Below are 21,117 nucleotides of genomic sequence, written 5' to 3'. Positions count from 1 at the left end.
TGCTAGCTTGTCAAAGGCTAATTGCTGTAAGCGCTTGGTTTTAACGATCTAACATTGACTTTCGACTTCCAAACTTCTCCTCCAACCGCCTCTAAAGCTGGTTGAAAACCGTTCATTAGACCATCAGATGAAACTGCTAGTTGAAAGAAAGCAACTGTTTCCTGGTAATGACGGCTACTTTTGTTCAGATGCAAAATTTCTTCCCTTACGCCCTTACTGTTACGCCCTTACTTAGGAGAAATCATTCCTATGCGCTTCTTTAAAATTACTGCTTGTGTTCCTAGTCAGACTCGCATTCGCACGCAGCGAGAACTGCAAAACACTTACTTTACAAAGTTAGTGCCCTACGATAACTGGTTTCGTGAGCAGCAACGCATTCAAAAACAGGGCGGCAAAATTATTAAGGTTGAACTAGCAACAGGTAAGCCTGGAGCGAACACAGGGCTTGCGTAACCCGTAACTAATGCAGAATGAAAAGGTGTGAATTCGTTCGGCAGACGCGGCTGAGGCAGCAAGTAACATCTGTTTCAGCATGACGATAAAGAGCCGAACAATCTCGATCCCCAACTGCAATTGATCGCCGTTTTCTTTAGTCAGCCATCAGACATTAGCTGCATTAAACGTAGAAGCAGCGATCGAGAAAACCCATTAATGCCACTAACAACTTCCTTGCCCCATTGCTAGATCTAGCGGTGGGGCAATTGCTTTAGTGCAGACAGGAGACGTCAGCCGATAGCGCTCAGACTTTGTAAACAGAAGGGTTGCCGTCGCCCCAATAGCCTCAGTTTACTTACGTCTGCTACTAACTCTGATCGAAGAGCACATTCAGCCAAGAACGGCTCTAGTCCCACAGGTAGATGGTTTCTACCAGGCACTTGTGTCACTTTGGATTCAAGTGTTTCTCAGCAACGGTTATGGACGACTTCAAGCTATCACTCGTCATCTTTTTGATTAAGGGTGGCTTTACGCTAGGGCAAGACTTTTCAATGGACGCTAATGGCGATCTAATTATTGGCACCTTGGAAACTTTTTCTGCCTTATCAGAGTTTATGGATTCCCTTCACTAGAGCAGAGTTATGCAGACCGCAGTGTTTGGGTCTGCCAATGGCGCTGCTGAAGCTGATGCATATGGTTAAACAGTTGCCAGCAGTATTGCTCTGGTAAGCCACATGTAACGGCACCCCGCAGTACGACGTTAAAGTACCAGTCGTTGGGTGCCATTTCTTCGTCAAGTTTATCAACCACTACATACGTCCGTACATTGGCATACGGTTGGTTCTGGAAGTGTATTTCAACTGTTTCGTGCCGATAGCCGCCGCTAGGAACCTCTTCACGTTCATCCAGGCGATCGCTCAAGCGCCAAGGCAATTGGTACAAAACCCCTTCTACCGATGCGGTTGGGTCCTTCACTACATCTAGTACGCCACAGTTGCGATGAAGCGATCGACGGTAAAAGCCAAGCCTATAACCCTTCAGTGTGGCGGGTCCCAGCACAAACGGATGCGTCAGTTCACCTAGCGTGCGCTTTAAATCAACAGGGCACATGCAAGAACCATAGGCAAAGTAGTAAAACGTTGGCTCAATAGGGTGAACCTGCGTTTGCTGAACGGTCTCTTGGGCAATCAACGGAGCCTGTGCTTTGCTGCGATCGAAGGATTTGACCATTACGTTTAGGGGGAGTGGGACGAAAAAGCTTCGAGCGATCTTACAACCTAGAGTACCCTATTCCGATAAGAAAACTGTAGATTCATCTGACCGGAGGAGGCAAACCTCAATAGAAGCAGTGATTGAGACAAAAATGCTGCTTTTGCTGAAGTTTAATTCAACTTGTTGTAGAACGCCTGATCATGGCAAGCAATTTATCGACTCTTCAGCAAGTGCGCTATCCTTACGTAGCTCTTAGCGCAAGCTTCATGGTTATTTGAGTAGATTTCACTAGAGGTGTTAGCACTGTTAGTCTCTAGAGGGTCTTGATTTTGGAGTGTTTTCGCTGTTGCCAAAGACATCTCAGGGTGACTATTAGCGTTCCAGACGCAGGATTCGCCCCTGGTGGTCAGTGCGATAGATCCAGCGTTGGTTGGCATTCGCGAAAACCACTCGCCATCCTTTAACCAGTGCTTGAGTGCAGATTTCCTCTGGTGCTGCCATGTCCAAGCAACCGTCATTCCAGGTCTTTGGTTTGGCTTCAATAAGCTTTAGCTTTGCCAGCGGCAATTGGGTGCGTTGGCTCAAGTCTTGACGCAGACGAGCCACTACGATCGCAGGCATTTCGCTTGTAACACTTGCGATCGACTGACCTGCAAAATTCTGTCTACCCAGTGTTGTGCCAACTGTAACGAACGTGATCGGTTGAGCCAGCGCACGGAATGGCAGTAGCAGTCCCAGCAACAGCAGCAGCTCCAAGAACACGATCGACAGACCAACTCGCTTCAATCGCTGTAGGACGGATAGAAACCGCGATCGTAACGGAGCGGAGAAGGGCTGCAACAGTAGGTGCCTCATACAAATGAAGCGCTTATTCCCTAACGCCAAACCGTTTGACGGTAAGCAACAGAACTTGAAGATCGTCTTAAAGGCTTCGTCCTACGACTGGGATCTGCTGCCATAGCTTATTAAAGGTAGCGGGGTGCAAGACTCGCCACGCGGCTAAGACAGCAACCGCCACAAGCGCCACCGTCAGCAGATTGTAAAAGATTTGTCCAGGACGAAACGATCGCCGAGCCACTGGTTGCCGAGCCACTGGTTGTCGAATCACTGGTTGAGAGTAGCTCTGTACAGGCTGACTCGGCTTTTGTCGTGTTACAACCGCCGCCGATGATGCTCTACTGGCGGTCGCTGGTACGACTGCTCCAACCGTTAAACGCATTAGATGGAGTTGGTTTGCCACAACGGGCGGCTTACGTGCCGAGCGGCTCCATTGCACCAGCACAGTTAGCGGTAGTCCACACAGGTTATGCGTGTTCAACATCCGCAAGCGTTGAATCAACCCCTGATCATTGGCGGCTACAACCACTAAACCTTCTGGACGGTTACGCGCCAGCCCATATGCCGCTTGAGCTGTTGTTAACGACAGCCGACTCTTCTTACTTAACGTGTGACCTTCAGCAGGCTTGAGGGCGGAATGTTGGGCGATCGACGTCGTAGCTTTCCAACCACTCTGGGGGAAAAAGCGGATAAATTCCTTTGCGGTGCGCGACTGAGCAGGCTCGATCGCGTGGTCACATAGCATTTGAATTTCTTCTAGCACCGCTTTAGGAATAAAGCATTCTCCAAGGCGCGAAAATTCTTGCCAGTGTTTTACACCACTCGCCATGAGCGCACTGATGTCAAGCAAAATTAGAAAGGGAGGGAGGGCAGCCATAGCAGCATTATAAAAAAGAGGGTGAGAATCAGGCTTAAATTGAGAGGATTTGCAAGGATAAATGATCTAAATATGAAGCTGCGTAACATTCGTTGCTGAAAGATTGAGAAATGATCCAGGAGTAAGCAGAAAGCCTTACCGTATAGGTTTACATTCCGTCCTAGAGGTAGGCTATGAGCAACATTTCAAGATATCGTTTAGTATGCACCCTATCATTCGGCGACATTTACGGTCAGATCATTGTCTGGTTGATCGTTATCTTTTTGAGCTTGGCATCAGCACTAGCATTGATGGGAGCCAGTAAGCCAATTTATGCAATTTCTGTCGTTGGCTTAATTCTAGTACTAACTCTACCGTTCTTGCTCTTTGCCTTCGTGACGACCTTACTGAATCACATTGAACTGAACGCCGTTGACCCAGCAGCCAGTCGGAGCAAGACCCCGACCTCAACGAACCCTAATCAGCGTCCAGTCCAAGCAGCAGGATGAGCAACTTGGGGAGTGGGCAGTAGGAGTAGGGAGAACGTTTTGAGTTTGCTCTGGCGCTTCAATTGAGCCTCAAAGTTTGCGTTGTTCCCTCGATAGTCCTTACTCCTCCCGCCCTCCTCTGGCCTTCACTCCGCATTCATTGCCCCCACGTTTCAAAAAAGTTCCTTGTCTTTTGGCAGGGAACTTTCTATTTTGGCAGGATAGATAAAGCTATTTTTTCTGGCGATCGCACTATGTTTGAGCACGACGTAATCATTGTGGGTGGTGGCTTGGCGGGAGCGCGAGCAGCCCTGGAAATTATTCGCACTGATCCAACGTTGAATGTGGCAATGGTGGCAAAGACGCACCCCATTCGCTCGCACTCCGTCGCGGCTCAGGGTGGTATGGCTGCCTCACTCAAGAATGTAGACACTGCCGACAGTTGGGAAGCACACGCCTTCGATACGGTTAAAGGTGCTGACTACCTGGCTGATCAGGATGCAGTTGAGCTACTGACTCGTGAAGCCCCCGATGTGGTGATCGATCTCGAACACATGGGTGTGCTTTTCTCCCGCTTGCAAGATGGACGGATTGCACAGCGAGCGTTTGGCGGACACACCCACAACCGCACCTGCTACGCTGCCGACAAAACGGGACACGCCATTTTGCATGAGTTGGTCTGCAATCTGCTGAGTCGCGGTGTCACCATTTACGACGAATGGTATGTGCTGCGGCTGATTTTAGAGGACGGACAGGCGAAGGGTGTGGTGATGTACCACATTGAGGATGGTCAGGTGGCGATCGTCCGCGCCAAGGCAGTTATGTTCGCTACAGGCGGCTACGGGCGGGTCTACAACACCACGTCTAATGACTATGCCTCAACAGGTGACGGGCTTTCCATGACGGCACTGGTAGGCTTGCCCCTAGAGGATATGGAGTTTGTGCAGTTCCATCCCACTGGGCTGTATCCCGTTGGTGTACTGATTTCTGAAGCCGTGCGGGGAGAAGGTGCCTACCTGATTAACAGCGATGGGCGACGGTTTATGGAAGACTATGCGCCTAGCCGAATGGAGCTTGCCCCCCGTGACATCACCTCCAGAGCCATCACCCGCGAAATTCGTGCTGGGCGGGGTGTGCATCCTGATGGCAGAGCAGGAGGACCATGTGTTTATCTGGATCTGCGCCACATGGGTCGGGAAAAAATCATGAGCCGCGTGCCCTTTTGCTGGGAAGAAGCGCATCGTTTGGTCAATGTGGATGCTGTGACGCAGCCAATGCCAATTCGCCCCACCGTGCACTATTCAATGGGCGGGATTCCAGTCAACACAGATGGGCAAGTCAGACGTAGCGCCGATGAGCTAGTAGAGGGCTTCTTTGCAGCAGGTGAAGCGGCGTGTGTGTCGGTGCATGGAGCCAATCGCCTGGGTAGTAACTCTTTGCTAGAGTGCGTCGTGTATGGACGGCGGACGGGTGCCGCGATCGCCCATTACATTCAAGACCGCAAACTGCCTGATGTAGACGAAGCGCGTTATCTCAACGAAGCACAGAAACAGATTCAGACACTACTAGACCAACCGGGACAGTATCGCATTGCCGAATTACGTCAGGCGTATCAAGACTGCATGACCGAGCATTGCGGCGTGTTTCGTACCGATGCCGTGATGCGCGAGGGTTTGACACAGCTTAAAGCCCTTCAGCAGCGCTACAGCCAGGTGCGTCTGGACGATAAGGGTAAGCTATGGAACACAGAAATTACGGAAGCACTGGAGCTACGTAACTTGATGCTGGTAGGCGAGATGATTCTCACTGCTGCGTTAAACCGTCAGGAAAGCAGAGGCTCTCATTCTCGCGAAGATTACCCCGATCGCGATGATGCAAACTTCCTGAAGCACACGCTGACATATTACTCTCCGGCAGGCATTGATATCAGCTATAAACCTGTAGTTATTACGATGTTTCAACCGCAGGAGCGCAAGTATTAAGCTAAAACACCCAAATCTCTCTTAGGTCGAATGCCAAAGGTGATAAGCCGACTCTAGGGTAGAGGATGCATTCGTCTTACTCAAAGCTTTCTCTTTGCTTCTAGATCGATTTTCAATAGCGTTAATTTTACCTTTTGCAAGATGTATTGAAGCATTTTTTAAGGGGTAGCGCTGAAAGAAAATTGCCCTAAGTTAGCCAACAGTTAGTATGAGACATCATGCTGTAGGGTCACTTGTTGCTTAGAGATCTCATGGTTCGGTTATTGCGCTCTCAGTGGTTGAGATACGCCGTCAGTGTGTTAACTGTTTTCACAGCATGGCTATTGACACAACTCTTTAGCACTTGGGCGATCGTGGCTCCCATTTCGCTCTTAGCGTGTCTCATCGCCGTGCTTTTGAGCGCCTGGTATGGTGGCGTTGGGGCAGGGCTACTGGCTACCGGAACATCAGCTCTAGTCTACAGCTATTACTTTCTAAACCCAGTAGAGTCTTTAGCCAGTAGTGGTGACAATGCCGTTGCTTTGGGACTATTTGGTGTCAGTGGCACTTTAACGAGTCTACTGTGTGGCAAGCTTCAAGATACTAGCCAGAACCTTGAAGGACGTGAACGAAGCGCAAAGCAGCAGTCAGAACTTTATCAGCAAGCGCAGCAATTCAACACTAACTTAGAGCTAGAAGTGCAACGGCGCACGGCTCAATTACAGTTGGCATCAGATTTTGAAGCCGCACTCAAACGCATTACCGATAAAGTGCGCGACAGTCTGGATGAAGCCCAAATTCTGCAAGCAGCGGTGCAGGAGCTTGGTGTCGGTATGGGGGTCAATAGTTGTAATGCTGGACTCTACGATCTGGACGCAGGGACATCCACGATCGCTTACGAATACAACCCGTCAATCCTGTCCTTTAAAGGACACGTGACTGAGATGTCTGAGTATTCAGCGCTATACGCACAACTTTTGGCAGGGCAATATTGTCAGTTTTGTCCTTTGCATATCAGCCCGATGCGAGGACGGGTAGCTATTCTTGCGTGTCCTATCGAAGACCATCAAGAGGTGTTGGGCGATTTGTGGCTCATCTCCGATCGCGATTACGGCTTCAAAGATTTGGATTTGCGGCTAGCAAAACAGGTTGCGAATCAGTGTGCGATCGCCTTGCGACAAGCCAGACTTTATCATGCTGCCCAGAGACAAGTAGAAGAATTGGAGGCGCTTAACCAGCTCAAAGACGACTTTCTCAGTACCGTTTCGCACGAGCTACGAACCCCAGTGTCGAACATGAAGATGTCGATTCGTATGCTAGAGCTGGCGCTGTCGCGGCTGACCCCCAACGTACTCCTGGAACCGAAACCAGCTCAATATTTGCAGATCTTACGGGACGAGTGCGATCGCGAAATCATCCTTATCAATGATTTGCTTGATTTGCAGCGTCTAGAAGCAGGCACGTATGTCGCTGAACGTGAAGCACTTTGTTTGCAAAACTGGCTGCCGTCGCTTGTAGCAGGGTTCCAGGAACGTGCTCAAAGTCGTCAACAAACGCTGCACGTCATACTTAAGCCCGATTTGCCTACCTTATCGGTTGATGCAGTGAGTCTGGAGCGCATTCTCACCGAGCTGCTCAACAATGCTTGTAAGTACACGCCCCCCGGCGAGACAATCATGGTGATTGGAAGCATGGAATTTGGCAGCGTGCAGTTGCAAGTGAGGAACACGGGCATTGAAATTGAGCCTGGTGAACTGAACCAGATCTTTAAAAAGTTTTATCGGATTGTGGGCAGCGATCGTTGGAAGCAAGGTGGCACCGGGTTAGGGCTAACTCTTGTGCAAAAATTAGCGGCACAAATAGGCGCAGTGCTCCACGTTGAGAGTGCGTCTAACCAAACGACGTTTACGCTCGATCTGGTAGACTCAGCCATTGACCAGAAACGAGATTTGGTGGACAATTCTGCGCTATCAGCGACCTAATTCATGTGTGCTCAAAATCTCACTCGCTACCCCTACCCCTCTGGACGGCGTGTTGTGATGGGCAAACGGGGCGCGATCGCCACCAGTCAGCCGTTGGCAGCACTGGCAGGGATGGAAATGCTCTGGCAGGGTGGTAATGCGGTGGATGCAGCGCTGGCAACAGCGATCGCCCTTACTGTCGTGGAACCGACCTCTAACGGCATTGGCTCCGATGCATTCGCGCTAGTTTGGGATGGCAAGCTGCATGGTTTGAATGCCTCTGGTCGCAGTGCCCAGGCGCTAACGCTGGAGCACTTTGCAGGGATGGAGCACGTCCCGCAGCACGACTGGCTAAGTGTGACAGTGCCGGGGGCAGTTTCAGCCTGGCGATCGTTGTGGGAGCGGTGGGGAAGGCTACCGTTTGAGCAACTGTTTACACCCGCCATTCGCTACGCCGAGGAGGGCTACCCCGTTTCGCCAGAGACGGCGCTTGCGTGGAAGCAGGCAGAAAAAACCTACTTGCCGCTTCAGGGAGAAGCCTTTCAGGCGTTTAAAGAGGTCTTCTTTCTGGGTGATCGCGCACCCGCAGCAGGTGAAGTCTGGCACAGTCCCGCTCATGCAGAAACGCTACGGACGATCGCGCAGAGTGGGGGCGACAGTTTTTATACCGGAGCGCTGGCAGAAAAAATCGCTGCCTTTGCGGCTGCAACGGGAGGGCTATTAACTCAAGCAGATTTTGCCATACACCGAGCCGATTGGGTCGAGCCGATCGCCACTGACTATCGCGGCACAACCGTTTGGGAAATCCCTCCTAATGGTCAAGGCATTGCGGCACTGATGGCGCTGAATCTGCTGGAAGGCTTTGATCTCAGCCGTTATCCGCGTGAATCAACCGAGGTCTATCACTGGCAAATTGAAGCCATGAAGCTGGCGTTTGCGGATGCCCATCGCTATGTTGCCGATGCTGGCACGATGACGCTCCCTCCCACGGCTTTGTTGAGTAGAGACTATGCACGCGAGCGTCGTTCGCTCATTCGCCATACTGCTCTGCCCCTTGCGGAACCTGGTTTGCCAAAAGGCGGTACGGTCTACCTGGCAGCATCTGATGGCGAGCTGATGGTGTCATTCATCCAGTCGAACTATATGGGCTTTGGCAGCGGCATCCTTGTCCCAGGAACGGGAATCGCGTTGCACAATCGCGCTACAGGCTTCACGTTAGAAGCGGGACACCCAAATCAAATTGCGCCTAACAAGCGTCCCTTTCACACCATTATTCCTGGGTTTCTCACCCGTGATGGGCAACCGCTAGGACCGTTTGGCGTGATGGGTGCGGCAATGCAACCTCAGGGACACCTTCAGGTGGTGGTTAATCTGGTGGACTACGGCATGAATCCTCAGGCAGCGCTGGATGCACCCCGCTGGCAGTTTATTCGCGACAATCTGGTGCTGCTAGAGCCAACCGTTTCTCCAGCGATCGCCACAGCACTCGTCGATCGCGGACACACCATTCGACAGGGAAGCTTTTTCGGCAGAGGACAAATGATTTTGAGCACTAACGGCGTTCTCGTTGCCGCCTCCGAGCCAAGAGCTGATGGACTGGCACTCGCATGGTAAGTCCTCCCAGTGGGTGAGCCATAGAGAGGAAGTGCGATCTCTTACTGTTGACTAAACTACAGCTAACGTACAGTCGATCGCCGTCACTGCTAGAGGTGTAAAATGCTCAACAAATTACTCCGAGCCGTTGCCATCACTGTCGTCTTGAGCATTCTTATCTACAACGGGTTCATTGAAGCCAAACCTGCTCAAATAACGGTACAACCAGCATTGCCACCAGTTGATCTCAAATTGACACTCCCTTAACCGCTGCCGCTTAACTGATGACCTTGATTTTACACATCACAACCCGATCGCACTGGCAAACAGCACAGCAGGAAGGTGCTTATCGTGCTGATTCTCTAGAAACAGAAGGCTTTATCCACTGTTCTACCCCAGCGCAGGTAGTGGGTACTGCTAATGCCTATTATCACGGTCAGTCAGGATTGGTATTGCTCTGCATCGAGACTGATCGCGTCGAGCCAGAGATCCGCTACGAAGCAGCCCACGGTGAATCTTTTCCTCATCTCTACGGTGCGCTCAATTTAGATGCGGTGACGCAGGCGATCGACTTTGAGCCTGATGCCGATGGCAACTTCACCTTACCGACCGTATTAAATTAACCCCAGAAAAGCTCATTAGCGAGTATGTAGCAAAAGGATGAGGGATGAGGGATGAATCGAAGCCCTTGCTCTAAAGACGTTTCAAGGTTTGTGTCTGTCCCAACGTTCTCTTCGACTGCCATAGTTTAGTGATGGATGGGGATGTGTGGTTACCGTAGCAAGGCAGCGAGGCAGCGATCAAAGCGGGAATTTTCGGCTATGCTGCGATGTAATGCCTGGCGATAGAATGAGTGCCCTTTCGGTAGCGTGGGTTTGATGATGAAGGTTTGGCTAGCTATCTTTGTTTTGCTGTTTGGCGCGACGGAACTGCTGCAATGGGTCAAGCAGTTTTCGCTGCCACTGCCAATGCTTCTTTTGGGCGGTGCATTGTTGGCGGTGGCATCAAACTACGACAAGCTGACTGATATGCCGTTTCACCTCGACTACGAGAAGCCAGAAGCGCTGCAAGAGGATAGCCCCGTTGCTCAGCTTGACGCATCTCAAGCTCCAGTACAGAAGCCCGTGCGCGATGCAGTGAGCGGTACTGGTCGGCAACCAATCTCCTTCACTATCCGCAAGCCCCATCCGCCAGAAACTTAATCGACGCGATCGAACTGGGTAAACTTTCAGAAGTTTCTGCATTTCTGGAGTCAGCCGATGCTCACCCTAGTGCTGTTTATCATTGCCCTAGTGCTGCTCTTTAACCGCACAGGCAGCGCGCGGTTACGTGCGTTAGGGCTTGTTCCACTGATACTGGGGCTATGGGTATGGGTAGGAGTATGGAACTGTTCTAATATAAGGGAAATCTTCGCTCTTCGCGAGACGAAGACGAATGTTGGCTCAATGAATCGAGCGCAAGAAGCGCACTATCTAGAGAAAGGCAAATTTAGTGACTCTCTGGGTCCGCTAGGGCTGGGTTTGCAACCCATAAGTAAATATGCTGTCTATTCAGTTCGGTCGACAACCGATGCTGCTTTTCAGTACGGCACCACTCGTCCAGACTGCCGCCTTTGTAAGGTTTCTCTATATGACTGGCTCCCCTCCTTCTTGCAAACGAGGTGTCACAGTGGTCCCTGTTTAAGCTCTATTCCTTGCACATCTCGAAGCTATGCCTATGCCGGGGTCGCTCATACCCAGCGGGTTGCAGATAAAGTAACGTTCCAATCAGTGCTCTGCGAGGCTAAGGAGCGTGGAACTGTCCAACTCAACCCGACCTACCGTAATGGCATCGTTGATTGCGGTTCTAATGCAAAGCCGATTTCTGTCAGGCGAACGATAGTTGGTGAAGGGTGGTCAGAAACAGTGGACTGCAAAGAGAACACACCCGGAACCGTTCAACGCGACCTTATCGATCGTCGCAATGGCGTTGTTAATTGCGGTTCTGATGCAAAGAAGGTGAAGTGACGCGATCGAACTGGGTAAACTTTCAGAAGTTTCTGCATTTCTGGAGTCAGCCGATGCTCACCCTAGTGCTGTTTATCATTGCCCTAGTGCTGCTCTTTAACCGCACAGGCAGCGCGCAGTTACGTGCGTTAGGGCTTGTTCCACTGATACTGGGGCTATGGGTATGGGTAGGAGTATGGAACTGTTCTAATATGAAGGATGCCATGGCGCTGAAACAGACGAAGCAGAACGTTAGCTCAATGAATCGAGCGCAAGAAGCGTACTATCTAGAGAAAGGCAAATTTAGTGACTCTCTGGGTCCGTTAGGGCTGCTGGGTTTGCAACCCATCAGTAAACAGGTTGACTATTCAATTCGGGTGACAACCGATGCTGCTTTTCAGTACGGCACCACTCGTCCAGACTGCCGCACTTGTAAGGTTTCTCTATATGACTGGCTCCCCTCCTTCTTGCAAACGAGGTGTCATAGTGGTCCCTGTTTAAGCTCTACTCCTTGCACATCTCGAAGCTATGCCGGGGTCGCTTATACCCAGCGGGTTGCAGATGAAGTAACGACCCAATCAGTGCTCTGCGAGGCTAAGGAGCGTGGAACTGTCCAACTCAACCCGACCTACCGTAATGGCGTTGTTAATTGCGGTTCTGATGCAAAGAAGTTGAAGTGAGGCGCTTACCGTCCCATTTGGCGTTTGAGTTCCTGTAGCTCTTCTTCGGCTTCCCAACGGCGAAACTGATGTTCCAAATCGCCCACGCTGCTAGCTGAAGTGGGGATCTGGTTCCAGCCAGCGCTGTTCCATTTCTGTTCAGTGGTAGAGGCAGCAGCACGAGTTGTCTGCGCCTGAGCCACTTTTACCTGTACTTCTTTGCGGCGCTGTTGGATTTGTTGCTGCAACTGCTGCGTTTGCTTGAGGCGTTCCTTCAAGACTTCCATCTGTCCCCAGCGCTGGTTGCCCTTTCGCAAAAGGCTTGCCTCATGTTCCTGAGCCGGTTCTGCCAGGTCAAGCCGTCCTGATGCTTTGGCTTTTTCGATGCGACCGTGCCAAAGCTGAATTTCGCGGGCGATTGCCAAAATCTCATCCTGAAGCCCTTTCTCCTCTCGCTTCAGGTTCGTCATCAGCTTCAACGTTTCTTCTTCCTGGTCGCGCAGTTTCTCTTCGAGCACCAGTAACTCTAATTGCGGATTATCGCGCAAAAATTCCTCAAGTCGTGTTTCGAGAAACTTGCTGAAATCATCAAATAAACCCATGTGTGTACTCCGCAGGCAGTTTTTAGTGGTTAGTTTTCGATTGTTAGAGCGACGTAAGAAACCAGAAGGCTAAGGGATGAAAGCTAAAAGATAAAAAGAGGCTTTGGTTTTTGCATTCACTCCTGACCTCTGACTTCTGACTCCTGATTTCTAACAACCAACCACTAAAAACTAACAACTTCTGAGATCAGCTAACATCTTCTAAAAGTTCTGACCCATAAAGACCGATCGCACTTCACCGTTGCGGCGGAGTACTGCCTGATCTTTGGAAACTTCTACCAGGCTCCAACCGCTGGTGCCAATGCTTTCGCCGATACGATAGCGCTGGGTAACACCATTGATTTCAATCAGGGCAGCCGAGCGATCGCCCAACTCCAGCACCCCAACGAGCTTCTTAGGAATACCAGGCATCGAAAGCGGAATTGGCGGACGCACCGCTACAGGTGCACTAGCAGGTGCATTAGCAGGCGGTAAAGGCGCAACCGATGGACTGTTGGGCTGTGCTTGCGGCGCTTGATAAGTTGGTCCATAAAGACGCGACAGACCAGTAGCAGGGCGGAGGGTAGGGCGGGGAGTCGCCACACTTGTTGTAGGTGGCTGAAGGGTAGGGCTACCAGGCTGCACAAGAGGGATATTAGGTAGTGCGCCACTGCTGGCAACCTGGGATGAGCCAGCCTGCTTTTGCTCGATTGCCTTGAGCGCTTGCTGCAAATAATTGACAAACTGATCGTTTGCCGTTGGATTCTGTGGAGCGGCATTGCCTGCCGGGACTTGAGGCGCAACGGCAACAGGCGCTGGCGGGCGGGCGGCTTGTTGGTTAAGGAACCAAACGGCAAGCGTAACTAGGATCGAAAGGCAGCCGACTCCCAACAAAAGGCGATCGTACGAGCGTGTAGGCTGACCAATGCTTGTAGTCAAGGGCTGCTGCGTGAGCGATCGTTCCGTCATATCCCGGTTGGCTAGCAAGGCATCCGCATCTTGCTCATCTAACGTTAAAGCCCCATCAACGTCTGCACGACGCATCAAAGGCGACACCAAACCAACCAGGTTGTCGAGGGGTGTTCCTTTAGCCAATGGTGCAGACGGCTCCACACGCTCAGGCTCAACGGCTAACGTCGCACTGCTATCTAACAAGCGTTCCACATCACCAAACAAATCGTCCATCAAGCGATCGGCGTAGGATTCGACCGGAAAGCTACCGGATTCCGTAACATCACCTAATCGTTCTGACGAAAAAGGTAATGTTTCAGACGGCTTGAGAAGTTTGGTACGGGTGCTGGCATCCTGAGACATAGTTTGCTCGTTAAGGAATTTAAGACACGAAAGCAGTATAGAAGATGCCAACCGTTTAGGCACATCTATTTTGAAGTGATTCTATGTAGATGCAGCGATTGCCTGAGGTTTTGCAGGCTGATTCACTGTAGCAGCAGGTTGAGGAAACGTTACGCTCTCTCTGTCAACTATTCAAAAAACTATAGAAATAGCTCCGTTGCTACCGCTTTAAAAGGAGCGTTCAGGTTCGTAAACGCTTGAAGTTGAGTTGAGACGGTGTGAGGCATCCCCGCCGCTAGTAGAACCCTACGTTCCCTCTAAAGACGGTGGCGAATCAGCGTTAAAGTGGTTGAAGCCCTTGCTCTAGCATTGATTCATGACGGATGCTGCTTCTACCTCTGAGTTTACAAATGGGTTGCCGGAACGGTTGGTGAAACACGCAGTACGCTATGCCGACCATCGATCGGTCGATCGCGCTTCCCTCACGCCCATGATTCGTCATTACGTGGAACTAAAAGATCAATATCCCCATGCGCTGCTGCTGTATCGGGTAGGGGATTTTTTTGAGACGTTTTTCCAGGATGCGATCGCCATTGCCCGTGAGCTAGAGCTAATTCTAACGGCGAAGGATGCGGGTAAGGACGTGGGCAAAGTGCCTCTGGCAGGCATTCCCCATCACGCCCTCGATCGCTACTGTGCCGTGCTGGTTGAGAAAGGGTTTGCGATCGCCGTCTGCGACCAGATGGAAGACGCGGCTGGCGCGCAGGGGCAACTGGTGCGGCGCGAAATCACTCGCGTCATTACGCCTGGCACCATTCTTGAAGAAGGGATGCTCAATGCACGCCGCAACAACTTTTTAGCAGCGGTGGTGATTGCAGGAAATCATTGGGGTCTGGCGTATGCCGATGTATCTACCGGCGAATTCCTCACCACGCAGGCGCAATCGCTAGAGCAGTTGACCCAGGAACTCTTGCGCTTACAGCCGTCAGAAGTGCTGTTTCCCACCAACGCGCCCGATCTCGTGAGTCTGCTACGACCCGGCGAAAAATCAGACCATTTACCAGAGTGCCTGCCACCTCAGTTTTGCTACACGCTGCGATCGCAGGCTCCCTTTGTGCTATCAGAAGCACGGTATCGCTTGCTGCAACGTTTTCGCGTGCGATCGCTGGAAGGCATGGGCTGCGAGCATCTGCCGCTGGCTGTCCGGGCAGCAGGTGGGCTGTTGGAATATGTCGAAACCAGCACAGAGAAAGGGGCAGGAAAGGATGAAGGCAAAAGGCAAAAGGCAAAAGGTGAGAGTAACGCCTCATCCCTCATCCTTCATCCTTCATCCCTCAAAACCTTTCCCTTGCAGCCGTTGTGTACCTACACGCTGACTGAATACTTGGTGATTGACCACCAGACCCGGCGCAATCTCGAAATTACACAAACGGCGCGGGATGGCACCTATCACGGGTCGCTGCTGTGGGCACTCGACAAAACCGTAACGGCAATGGGCAGTCGAGCGCTACGACGCTGGCTCCTACAACCGTTGCTCCAGTTGAAACAGATTCACGATCGCCAAGAGACGATCGCCGAACTCGTTGAAAACGGCTCTTTGCGCCAAACGCTGCAACGCTTGCTGAAGCAAATCTATGACATGGAACGGCTGGCTGGTCGCGCTGGCTCAGGCACGGCAAATGCCCGCGATCTCGTGGCTCTGGCAGATTCGCTCGACAAACTGCCCGACCTGGGACGACTGGTAGAAGGCACGCGATCGCGCTACCTGCAAGACCTCCAGACCGTCCCCCCCGTTCTAGAACATCTGGGTCAGCATCTCCACGCTCATCTAGTGGAGACACCACCGCTCTACCTCACCGATGGCAACTTAATTCGACCGGGGGTCAACGCTCAGTTAGATTCCCTCCGCCAGCAGGTGGATGCCGATCAGGAGTGGATCAGAAATCTGGAAGTAGTCGAGCGCGATCGCACAGGCATTCCAACCCTCAAAGTGGGCTACAACAAAACTTTTGGCTACTACATCAGCATTTCTCGCGCCAAAGCCGGTCAGCAGATACCCGACGGCTACACCCGCAAACAGACCCTCACCAACGAAGAGCGCTACATCACCCAAGATCTGAAAGAGCGAGAAAATCGCATTCAACTGGCGCAAGAAAGCCTGAACCATCTGGAGTACGAAATTTTTGCCGAATTACGATCGCAAGTCGGCGAACAGGCAGAACTCATCCGCACCGTAGCACGGTCAGTGGCAGCGATCGATGTCCTCTGTGGGTTAGCTGAAGTGGCAGTATATCAGGGTTACTGTCGTCCAGAGATGCTTGCGAACCGCGAAATCCATATCCTTGAAGGTCGACATCCCGTGGTGGAGCAATCCCTTCCTGCTGGCTTTTTTGTGCCTAATTCGACGGCGATGGGGAGTCGGGAGTCGGGAGTCGGGAGTCGGGAGGCAGAGGAAGTAGGGGAAGCAGAAGTCAAAGGAAAACTCAAAACTCAAAACTCTCTAGTAACGCGGCGCGTACACGAAGTGGCTCCTTCGGAGCTAGCGCTACTCAAAACTCAAAACTCTTCCCCTCAGCCCTCCCCTGATCTCATTGTCCTTACGGGACCCAATGCCAGCGGCAAAAGCTGTTACCTCCGTCAGGTGGGGCTGATTCAACTGATGGCACAGGTGGGGAGTTTCGTTCCGGCACAGTCAACGACACTAGGCGTTTGCGATCGCATTTTCACCCGTGTCGGGGCAGTGGATGACCTGGCAACGGGACAATCCACGTTCATGGTGGAAATGAATGAAACGGCAAATATCTTGAATCATGCTACGCCGCGATCGCTCGTTTTGCTGGATGAGATTGGACGCGGTACGGCAACCTTTGATGGTCTGTCGATCGCTTGGGCAGTGGCAGAACATCTGGCAACTGAAATCCGCGCTCGTACAATTTTTGCGACCCACTACCATGAACTCAACGAGCTAGCGTCGATTTTGCCAAACGTTGCTAACTATCAAGTTGTCGTGAAAGAATTGCCCGATCAAATTATCTTTTTGCATAAAGTGCAGCCCGGTGGTGCCGATCGCTCTTACGGCATTGAAGCAGGACGGTTAGCTGGTTTGCCTGCATCGGTTATTCAACGGGCACGACAGGTAATGGGGCAAATTGAGAAACACAGCAAAATCGCGATCGACTTACGCAAAGGCAATCAAACCAATCACTCCACCCGCGAAAAGAATGGTGAAGTTTATCCAGTAGAGCAACCGATCGAGCAGCTAGACATTTTTAGTGAAGAATGAGCACAAGGCGAGTGGAGCGGCATTACTTCTTCTCACGTTGGATCATGCCGAATGATTACAACTTAGAAGCAAGCAGAGCGCTAATTTTGTCTGCTTCCAGCGGCTTGCAAAAGAAAAAGCCTTGCCCAAAGTCGCAGTTTAAAGCCTTGAGATGATCAAGCTGTGTCTGAGTTTCAATGCCTTCAGCTACAACTGTCATCCCCATTTTTTGGGCAATGTTAATGATTAAAGGAACTAGCCCTAAGCTATCTGCATTCTCACCCATTTGTTGCACAAACGATTGATCAATCTTGAGCGTATCTACTGGAAACGAATGTAAATAGCTGAGCGAAGAATAGCCTGTGCCAAAGTCATCAATACTGAGCTGAATATGCCGTTTTCTTAACTCTTGGAGGACGCTCGTGGTTGCCTCGGCATTTCGCATAATAGCGCTTTCGGTAATTTCTAATTTAAGGTAGCGAGGGTTTAGCTGGGTTTCAGCCAGAATCTGGTCAATTTGCTCCACTAAATCCGGTTGCGTGAATTGACGTGCCGATAGGTTGACACTCATAGTAAGGGGAGCGCTAAAGCGCTTTTCGGCTTGCCACTGCTGCAACTGCTGGCAGGAACGTTTGAGCACCCAATGACCAATCTGTGTAATTAAACCAGTTTCTTCGGCAATGGGGATAAAAACGGCGGGTGATACTAACCCTTTTTGGGGGTGATGCCAGCGCACAAGTGCCTCAAACCCAACCAACTTGCTGGTCGTGAGCGCCAAGATTGGCTGATAGTGAACCACTAATTCTTGCTGATAGAGCGCTTTACGGAGATCGATTTCAAGCTGTAAGCGCTGAATGGCAGTCTGGTGCAATGTGGGGTCAAAGACCTGGAAGGGTGCGCTGCCGGATGCTTTCGCACGGTACATTGCCATATCGGCATCACGCAAAAGATGCTCTGGTAGGCTGTACTCGGCGGTGCCGATCGCAATCCCAATGCTGGCAGTGATGAAAACCTCGTGTTGATCGAGCTGAAAGGGTTGGGCGAAGGCATTGAGAATTTGCTTCACTATCTGGATAACGCTGGCTTGATCGGTGAAGCGTGGCAGCAGCATGGTAAATTCATCACCACCCAGCCGCGCTAACGTTATGGTCGTTGGTAGCAACGTTCTGAGGCGGCGGGCAATCGCTAGTAAAAGCTGGTCGCCCATAAAGTGACCCAGTGAATCATTAACGACTTTGAAGCGATCGCAATCGAGAAACAGCACGGCAAATTGCGACGTTTGATCTGCCTTTACAGCATCTAGAGCTTGCTTTGTGCGATCGAGAAAGAACGCACGATTGGGTAAACCTGTGAGCGCATCGTGGTGTGCCATTTCTAGGAGTTGCGCCTGAAGTACCTTGCGTTCAAGCACTTCGCGGTAGAGTTCTCGGTTGGCGATCTCAAGTTGGTGGGTACGCTCTTTCACACGCGCTTCAAGTTGGGCGTTAAGCTGTTGATTGTCGTATTGAGCCGCCTTGAGCGCCAGTTGATTTTGCACCCGCGCTAACACTTCTTCGAGATGAAAGGGTTTGGTAATGTAGTCTGCGCCACCGACCGCAAACGCCTTGGCTTTATCCAAACCATCACTCAGCGCACTCAAGAAAACGACTGGGATGCTTGCAGTAGCTGAGTTTTCCTTTAAGGTTTGACAAAGCGTATAACCATCCATCGATGGCATCATGATATCGAGCAGAAGTAGGTCAGGTGGCAACGCTTGAACCGCTCGTAGTGCCATTTCGCCACTTAGCGCCTGACGAACCTGATACCCTGCTTTGGTCAAAATGTTGGAAAGAAGACGCAAGTTTAAGGGCGTGTCATCAACGATAAGAATGTCTGCTCTCATGCCGTCAAGGTCTGTGCTGTTCATGGGCGCGGGCGATGCTTGGCTCATATCTGGTGCGGTAGCGATATGGCGCAATCACTCTCTCGGTGTAAAACCCCTCGTGGTGCGGAGCTAAATGTGGAGCCAAGTGCAAACCATACTGGTGCTTCAATTGTCGTGCCTGCAAGGGGTTGCTGGCTATCACTGAAACTGGGTAAAGGTAAAGCTATGATGATGCGATCGCTCCTGATAATGCCTCTGGTTTACTTGTGCAGTCAAGGCAGTAATCTGGTCAATGCGTCTAACCGCGTCATAGCTGCTTAAGTGACTAAACGTGAAAATTCACCTTGTGCAACCCCAGTGATAGTGTCGCCCTTAATAAGGAGTTCTCAATAAGAGAGTAGGGGTGTTTTACTTATGTACAGATACCGAGAACAAGCAGTTACAACCACTGCAAGACAGCACCCATCCATTGCTGTCCTGCTTCAGTATGCCCAAAAGGATTCTAGACGTAGCAGTGTCAGAGTTGGGAAGAACGTTGGCGTGATCTAGAGCAACAGCTTTCCACTCAGAGCAGCCTATGTAGAAACGCTAGTGGCACAATATGAGCGAACGAAGAAGCGATCGCGGGACTACACGTTAAAGCGGAAGAGCAGCACATCACCTTCTTGCACCGTGTATTCCTTGCCTTCGCTGCGAACCAACCCTTTTTCTTTGGCAGCACCCATAGAACCAGTGGCTGTGAGGTCTTTATAAGCCACGGTTTCAGCACGAATGAAGCCACGCTCAAAATCGGTGTGGATGACACCTGCCGCTTGAGGAGCCAGCATTCCGGCGTGGATTGTCCAGGCGCGGGTTTCTTTCGGTCCAGTGGTGAAGTAGGTACGAAGCCCCAACAGTTCGTAGGTGGCGCGAATCAGAGACTTGAGTCCACCTTCCGTTACGCCTAGCGACTCAAGAAAGTCAGCGCGATCAGCTTCCGGGATGTCAACCAATTCAGATTCTACCTGCGCTGAAATGACTACGACCTGAGCATTTTCGGTTGCCGCGATCGCTCGTACTTCCTCTACCCAGGCATTACCTGTTGCCAGATCATCTTCAGCCACGTTCGTGGCATAGATAATTGGCTTACGAGTAAGCAAACCGAGCGCCTTGACAGCGGCTTCTTCGTCTTCAGTAAGGTCAACTTGACGAGCGGGTTTGCCTTCATTCAGCACAGCCGTCAGCTTTTCTAGCGCATCTACTTCAACCTGTAGCTCTTTGTTGCCACGGGCTTGCTTACGAGCGCGATCGATACGCTTTTCAATCTGCCCCAAATCTGCCAGCGCTAGCTCCAGGTTAATCACTTCAATATCGCGGGCGGGGTCTACAGAACCCGAAACATGGATGATATCGTCGTCATCGAAGCATCGCACCACATGAACGATCGCATCGACCTCGCGGATGTTTGCCAGAAACTGGTTGCCTAAGCCTTCTCCCTGACTGGCTCCCTTTACAAGTCCAGCAATGTCTACAAATTCGACCCGTGTAGGCACAATTTCCGCCGAACTCGAAATCTTTGCCAGCACTTGCAGCCGTTCATCTGGCACCGCGACTACACCGACATTGGGTTCGATCGTGCAAAACGGAAAGTTGGCAGCTTGCGCCTTAGCATTTGCTACCAGGGCATTGAACAAAGTAGATTTTCCGACGTTGGGTAGTCCAACAATCCCGGCTCTCAGCATCGATTTTAGCGGTTAGATGGGTGATTTTAGATTGAGTCGTCTGCTGAACAGAGCCAGCACTCATAATCATTGTAGGTTTTGGCTCGATTTTTCCACTCGATCGTTTCAATCTAAATCATTGATTGCCCGTTAAGGACGATTGCCAAGTCATCGAAAACGTAGCTACAAGCGCTAACCCGTTTCAACTAAACAGGTTCTGGAATTGTCTGTGGAATTGTTCCTGGTACAGTTTGCGGAATCGTTCCTGGTACAGGTTCCGGCACAGGACCTGGAATTGGTTCTGGTGCAGGACCTGGAATTGGTTCTGGTGCAGGGCCCGGAATAGACTCTGGCACCGTATCTGGCCCTGGGATCGATGGGATCGACGGCTCAGGTAACGAGGGGTCGGGTGTATAAATCATGTGAGTCT

Annotated in this window: 21 protein-coding genes; 13 read left to right on the top strand and 8 right to left on the bottom strand. The window is 51.2% G+C overall.

What is annotated here, in order from left to right; translation table 11 throughout:
- Window positions 1–249: 249 nt before the first annotated feature.
- Window positions 250–453, top strand: a complete 204-nt coding sequence (locus H6F76_RS05250) for a phycobilisome linker polypeptide (protein ID WP_190449021.1) — start codon at window positions 250–252, stop codon at window positions 451–453.
- Between the two features lie 461 nt (window positions 454–914).
- Complete coding sequence (locus tag H6F76_RS05245) at window positions 915–1,067, top strand: hypothetical protein (protein WP_190449022.1); 153 nt, start codon at window positions 915–917, stop codon at window positions 1,065–1,067.
- A gap of 7 nt (window positions 1,068–1,074) precedes the next feature.
- On the opposite strand, the gene H6F76_RS05240 is transcribed toward H6F76_RS05245, so the two are convergent.
- From H6F76_RS05240 to H6F76_RS05230, 3 genes are all read right to left on the bottom strand, one after another.
- The gene (locus H6F76_RS05240; RefSeq protein WP_190449023.1) at window positions 1,075–1,665 is read right to left on the bottom strand and encodes a gamma-glutamylcyclotransferase; all 591 of its coding nucleotides are present in this window, start codon (window positions 1,663–1,665) and stop codon (window positions 1,075–1,077) included.
- 354 nt (window positions 1,666–2,019) lie between these two features.
- On the bottom strand, window positions 2,020–2,502 hold the full coding sequence (locus H6F76_RS05235) for a hypothetical protein (RefSeq protein ID WP_190506502.1): 483 nt from the start codon (window positions 2,500–2,502) through the stop codon (window positions 2,020–2,022).
- A gap of 67 nt (window positions 2,503–2,569) precedes the next feature.
- A complete protein-coding gene (locus tag H6F76_RS05230; protein WP_190506500.1) occupies window positions 2,570–3,361 on the bottom strand; it encodes a PIN domain-containing protein in 792 nt (263 codons plus the stop codon).
- 173 nt (window positions 3,362–3,534) lie between these two features.
- On the opposite strand from H6F76_RS05230, the gene H6F76_RS05225 reads away from it, so the two are divergent.
- From H6F76_RS05225 to H6F76_RS05185, 9 genes are all read left to right on the top strand, one after another.
- Complete coding sequence (locus H6F76_RS05225) at window positions 3,535–3,849, top strand: hypothetical protein (RefSeq protein ID WP_190449026.1); 315 nt, start codon at window positions 3,535–3,537, stop codon at window positions 3,847–3,849.
- Between the two features lie 233 nt (window positions 3,850–4,082).
- A complete protein-coding gene (locus tag H6F76_RS05220) occupies window positions 4,083–5,810 on the top strand; it encodes a succinate dehydrogenase/fumarate reductase flavoprotein subunit (protein WP_190506498.1) in 1,728 nt (575 codons plus the stop codon).
- Window positions 5,811–6,061: 251 nt separating this feature from the next.
- Entirely contained in the window at window positions 6,062–7,771 is a 1,710-nt protein-coding gene (locus H6F76_RS05215; RefSeq protein WP_199321931.1) for an ATP-binding protein, read from the top strand.
- 3 nt (window positions 7,772–7,774) lie between these two features.
- Window positions 7,775–9,364 carry a gamma-glutamyltransferase family protein gene (locus H6F76_RS05210; RefSeq protein WP_190506496.1) on the top strand — a complete coding sequence of 530 codons (1,590 nt, stop codon included), beginning with the start codon at window positions 7,775–7,777 and terminating at the stop codon, window positions 9,362–9,364.
- Window positions 9,365–9,466: 102 nt separating this feature from the next.
- Complete coding sequence (locus tag H6F76_RS05205) at window positions 9,467–9,610, top strand: hypothetical protein (protein ID WP_190449029.1); 144 nt, start codon at window positions 9,467–9,469, stop codon at window positions 9,608–9,610.
- 17 nt (window positions 9,611–9,627) lie between these two features.
- Window positions 9,628–9,966 carry a DUF952 domain-containing protein gene (locus H6F76_RS05200; RefSeq protein ID WP_190506494.1) on the top strand — a complete coding sequence of 113 codons (339 nt, stop codon included), beginning with the start codon at window positions 9,628–9,630 and terminating at the stop codon, window positions 9,964–9,966.
- Between the two features lie 258 nt (window positions 9,967–10,224).
- Window positions 10,225–10,545: a hypothetical protein gene (locus H6F76_RS05195; protein WP_347275979.1), complete on the top strand. Its 321-nt coding sequence runs from the start codon at window positions 10,225–10,227 to the stop codon at window positions 10,543–10,545.
- 57 nt (window positions 10,546–10,602) lie between these two features.
- Window positions 10,603–11,349 carry a type IV pilin-like G/H family protein gene (locus tag H6F76_RS05190; RefSeq protein ID WP_190506490.1) on the top strand — a complete coding sequence of 249 codons (747 nt, stop codon included), beginning with the start codon at window positions 10,603–10,605 and terminating at the stop codon, window positions 11,347–11,349.
- Window positions 11,350–11,402: 53 nt separating this feature from the next.
- Window positions 11,403–12,008: a type IV pilin-like G/H family protein gene (locus H6F76_RS05185; RefSeq protein ID WP_190506488.1), complete on the top strand. Its 606-nt coding sequence runs from the start codon at window positions 11,403–11,405 to the stop codon at window positions 12,006–12,008.
- Between the two features lie 5 nt (window positions 12,009–12,013).
- On the opposite strand, the gene H6F76_RS05180 is transcribed toward H6F76_RS05185, so the two are convergent.
- Entirely contained in the window at window positions 12,014–12,589 is a 576-nt protein-coding gene (locus H6F76_RS05180; RefSeq protein WP_190449033.1) for a TIGR04376 family protein, read from the bottom strand.
- A gap of 201 nt (window positions 12,590–12,790) precedes the next feature.
- Window positions 12,791–13,882, bottom strand: coding sequence for a type II secretion system protein N (locus tag H6F76_RS05175; RefSeq protein ID WP_190506486.1), 1,092 nt, complete (start codon window positions 13,880–13,882; stop codon window positions 12,791–12,793).
- 355 nt (window positions 13,883–14,237) lie between these two features.
- Here H6F76_RS05175 and mutS point away from each other — a divergent pair, with 355 nt between their 5' ends.
- Entirely contained in the window at window positions 14,238–17,144 is a 2,907-nt protein-coding gene (mutS, locus tag H6F76_RS05170; protein ID WP_242036534.1) for a DNA mismatch repair protein MutS, read from the top strand.
- A gap of 55 nt (window positions 17,145–17,199) precedes the next feature.
- Here the strand turns inward: mutS and H6F76_RS05165 are convergent, their stop codons facing one another.
- On the bottom strand, window positions 17,200–19,029 hold the full coding sequence (locus tag H6F76_RS05165) for an EAL domain-containing protein (protein WP_190506483.1): 1,830 nt from the start codon (window positions 19,027–19,029) through the stop codon (window positions 17,200–17,202).
- Window positions 19,030–19,071: 42 nt separating this feature from the next.
- Between H6F76_RS05165 and H6F76_RS05160 the strand changes: the two genes are divergently transcribed.
- Window positions 19,072–19,308, top strand: a complete 237-nt coding sequence (locus tag H6F76_RS05160; RefSeq protein ID WP_190506481.1) for a hypothetical protein — start codon at window positions 19,072–19,074, stop codon at window positions 19,306–19,308.
- Window positions 19,309–19,616: 308 nt separating this feature from the next.
- Here H6F76_RS05160 and ychF read toward each other — a convergent pair whose 3' ends face one another.
- On the bottom strand, window positions 19,617–20,708 hold the full coding sequence (gene ychF, locus H6F76_RS05155; RefSeq protein ID WP_190506479.1) for a redox-regulated ATPase YchF: 1,092 nt from the start codon (window positions 20,706–20,708) through the stop codon (window positions 19,617–19,619).
- 185 nt (window positions 20,709–20,893) lie between these two features.
- On the bottom strand, window positions 20,894–21,109 hold the full coding sequence (locus tag H6F76_RS05150; RefSeq protein ID WP_190506477.1) for a hypothetical protein: 216 nt from the start codon (window positions 21,107–21,109) through the stop codon (window positions 20,894–20,896).
- Window positions 21,110–21,117 lie beyond the last annotated feature (8 nt).

Origin of the sequence: Leptolyngbya sp. FACHB-321 (assembly GCF_014695975.1) — a bacterium.
Taxonomy (GTDB): Bacteria; Cyanobacteriota; Cyanobacteriia; order Leptolyngbyales; family Leptolyngbyaceae; genus Stenomitos.
This window is presented reverse-complemented; position numbering and strand designations above follow the sequence as displayed.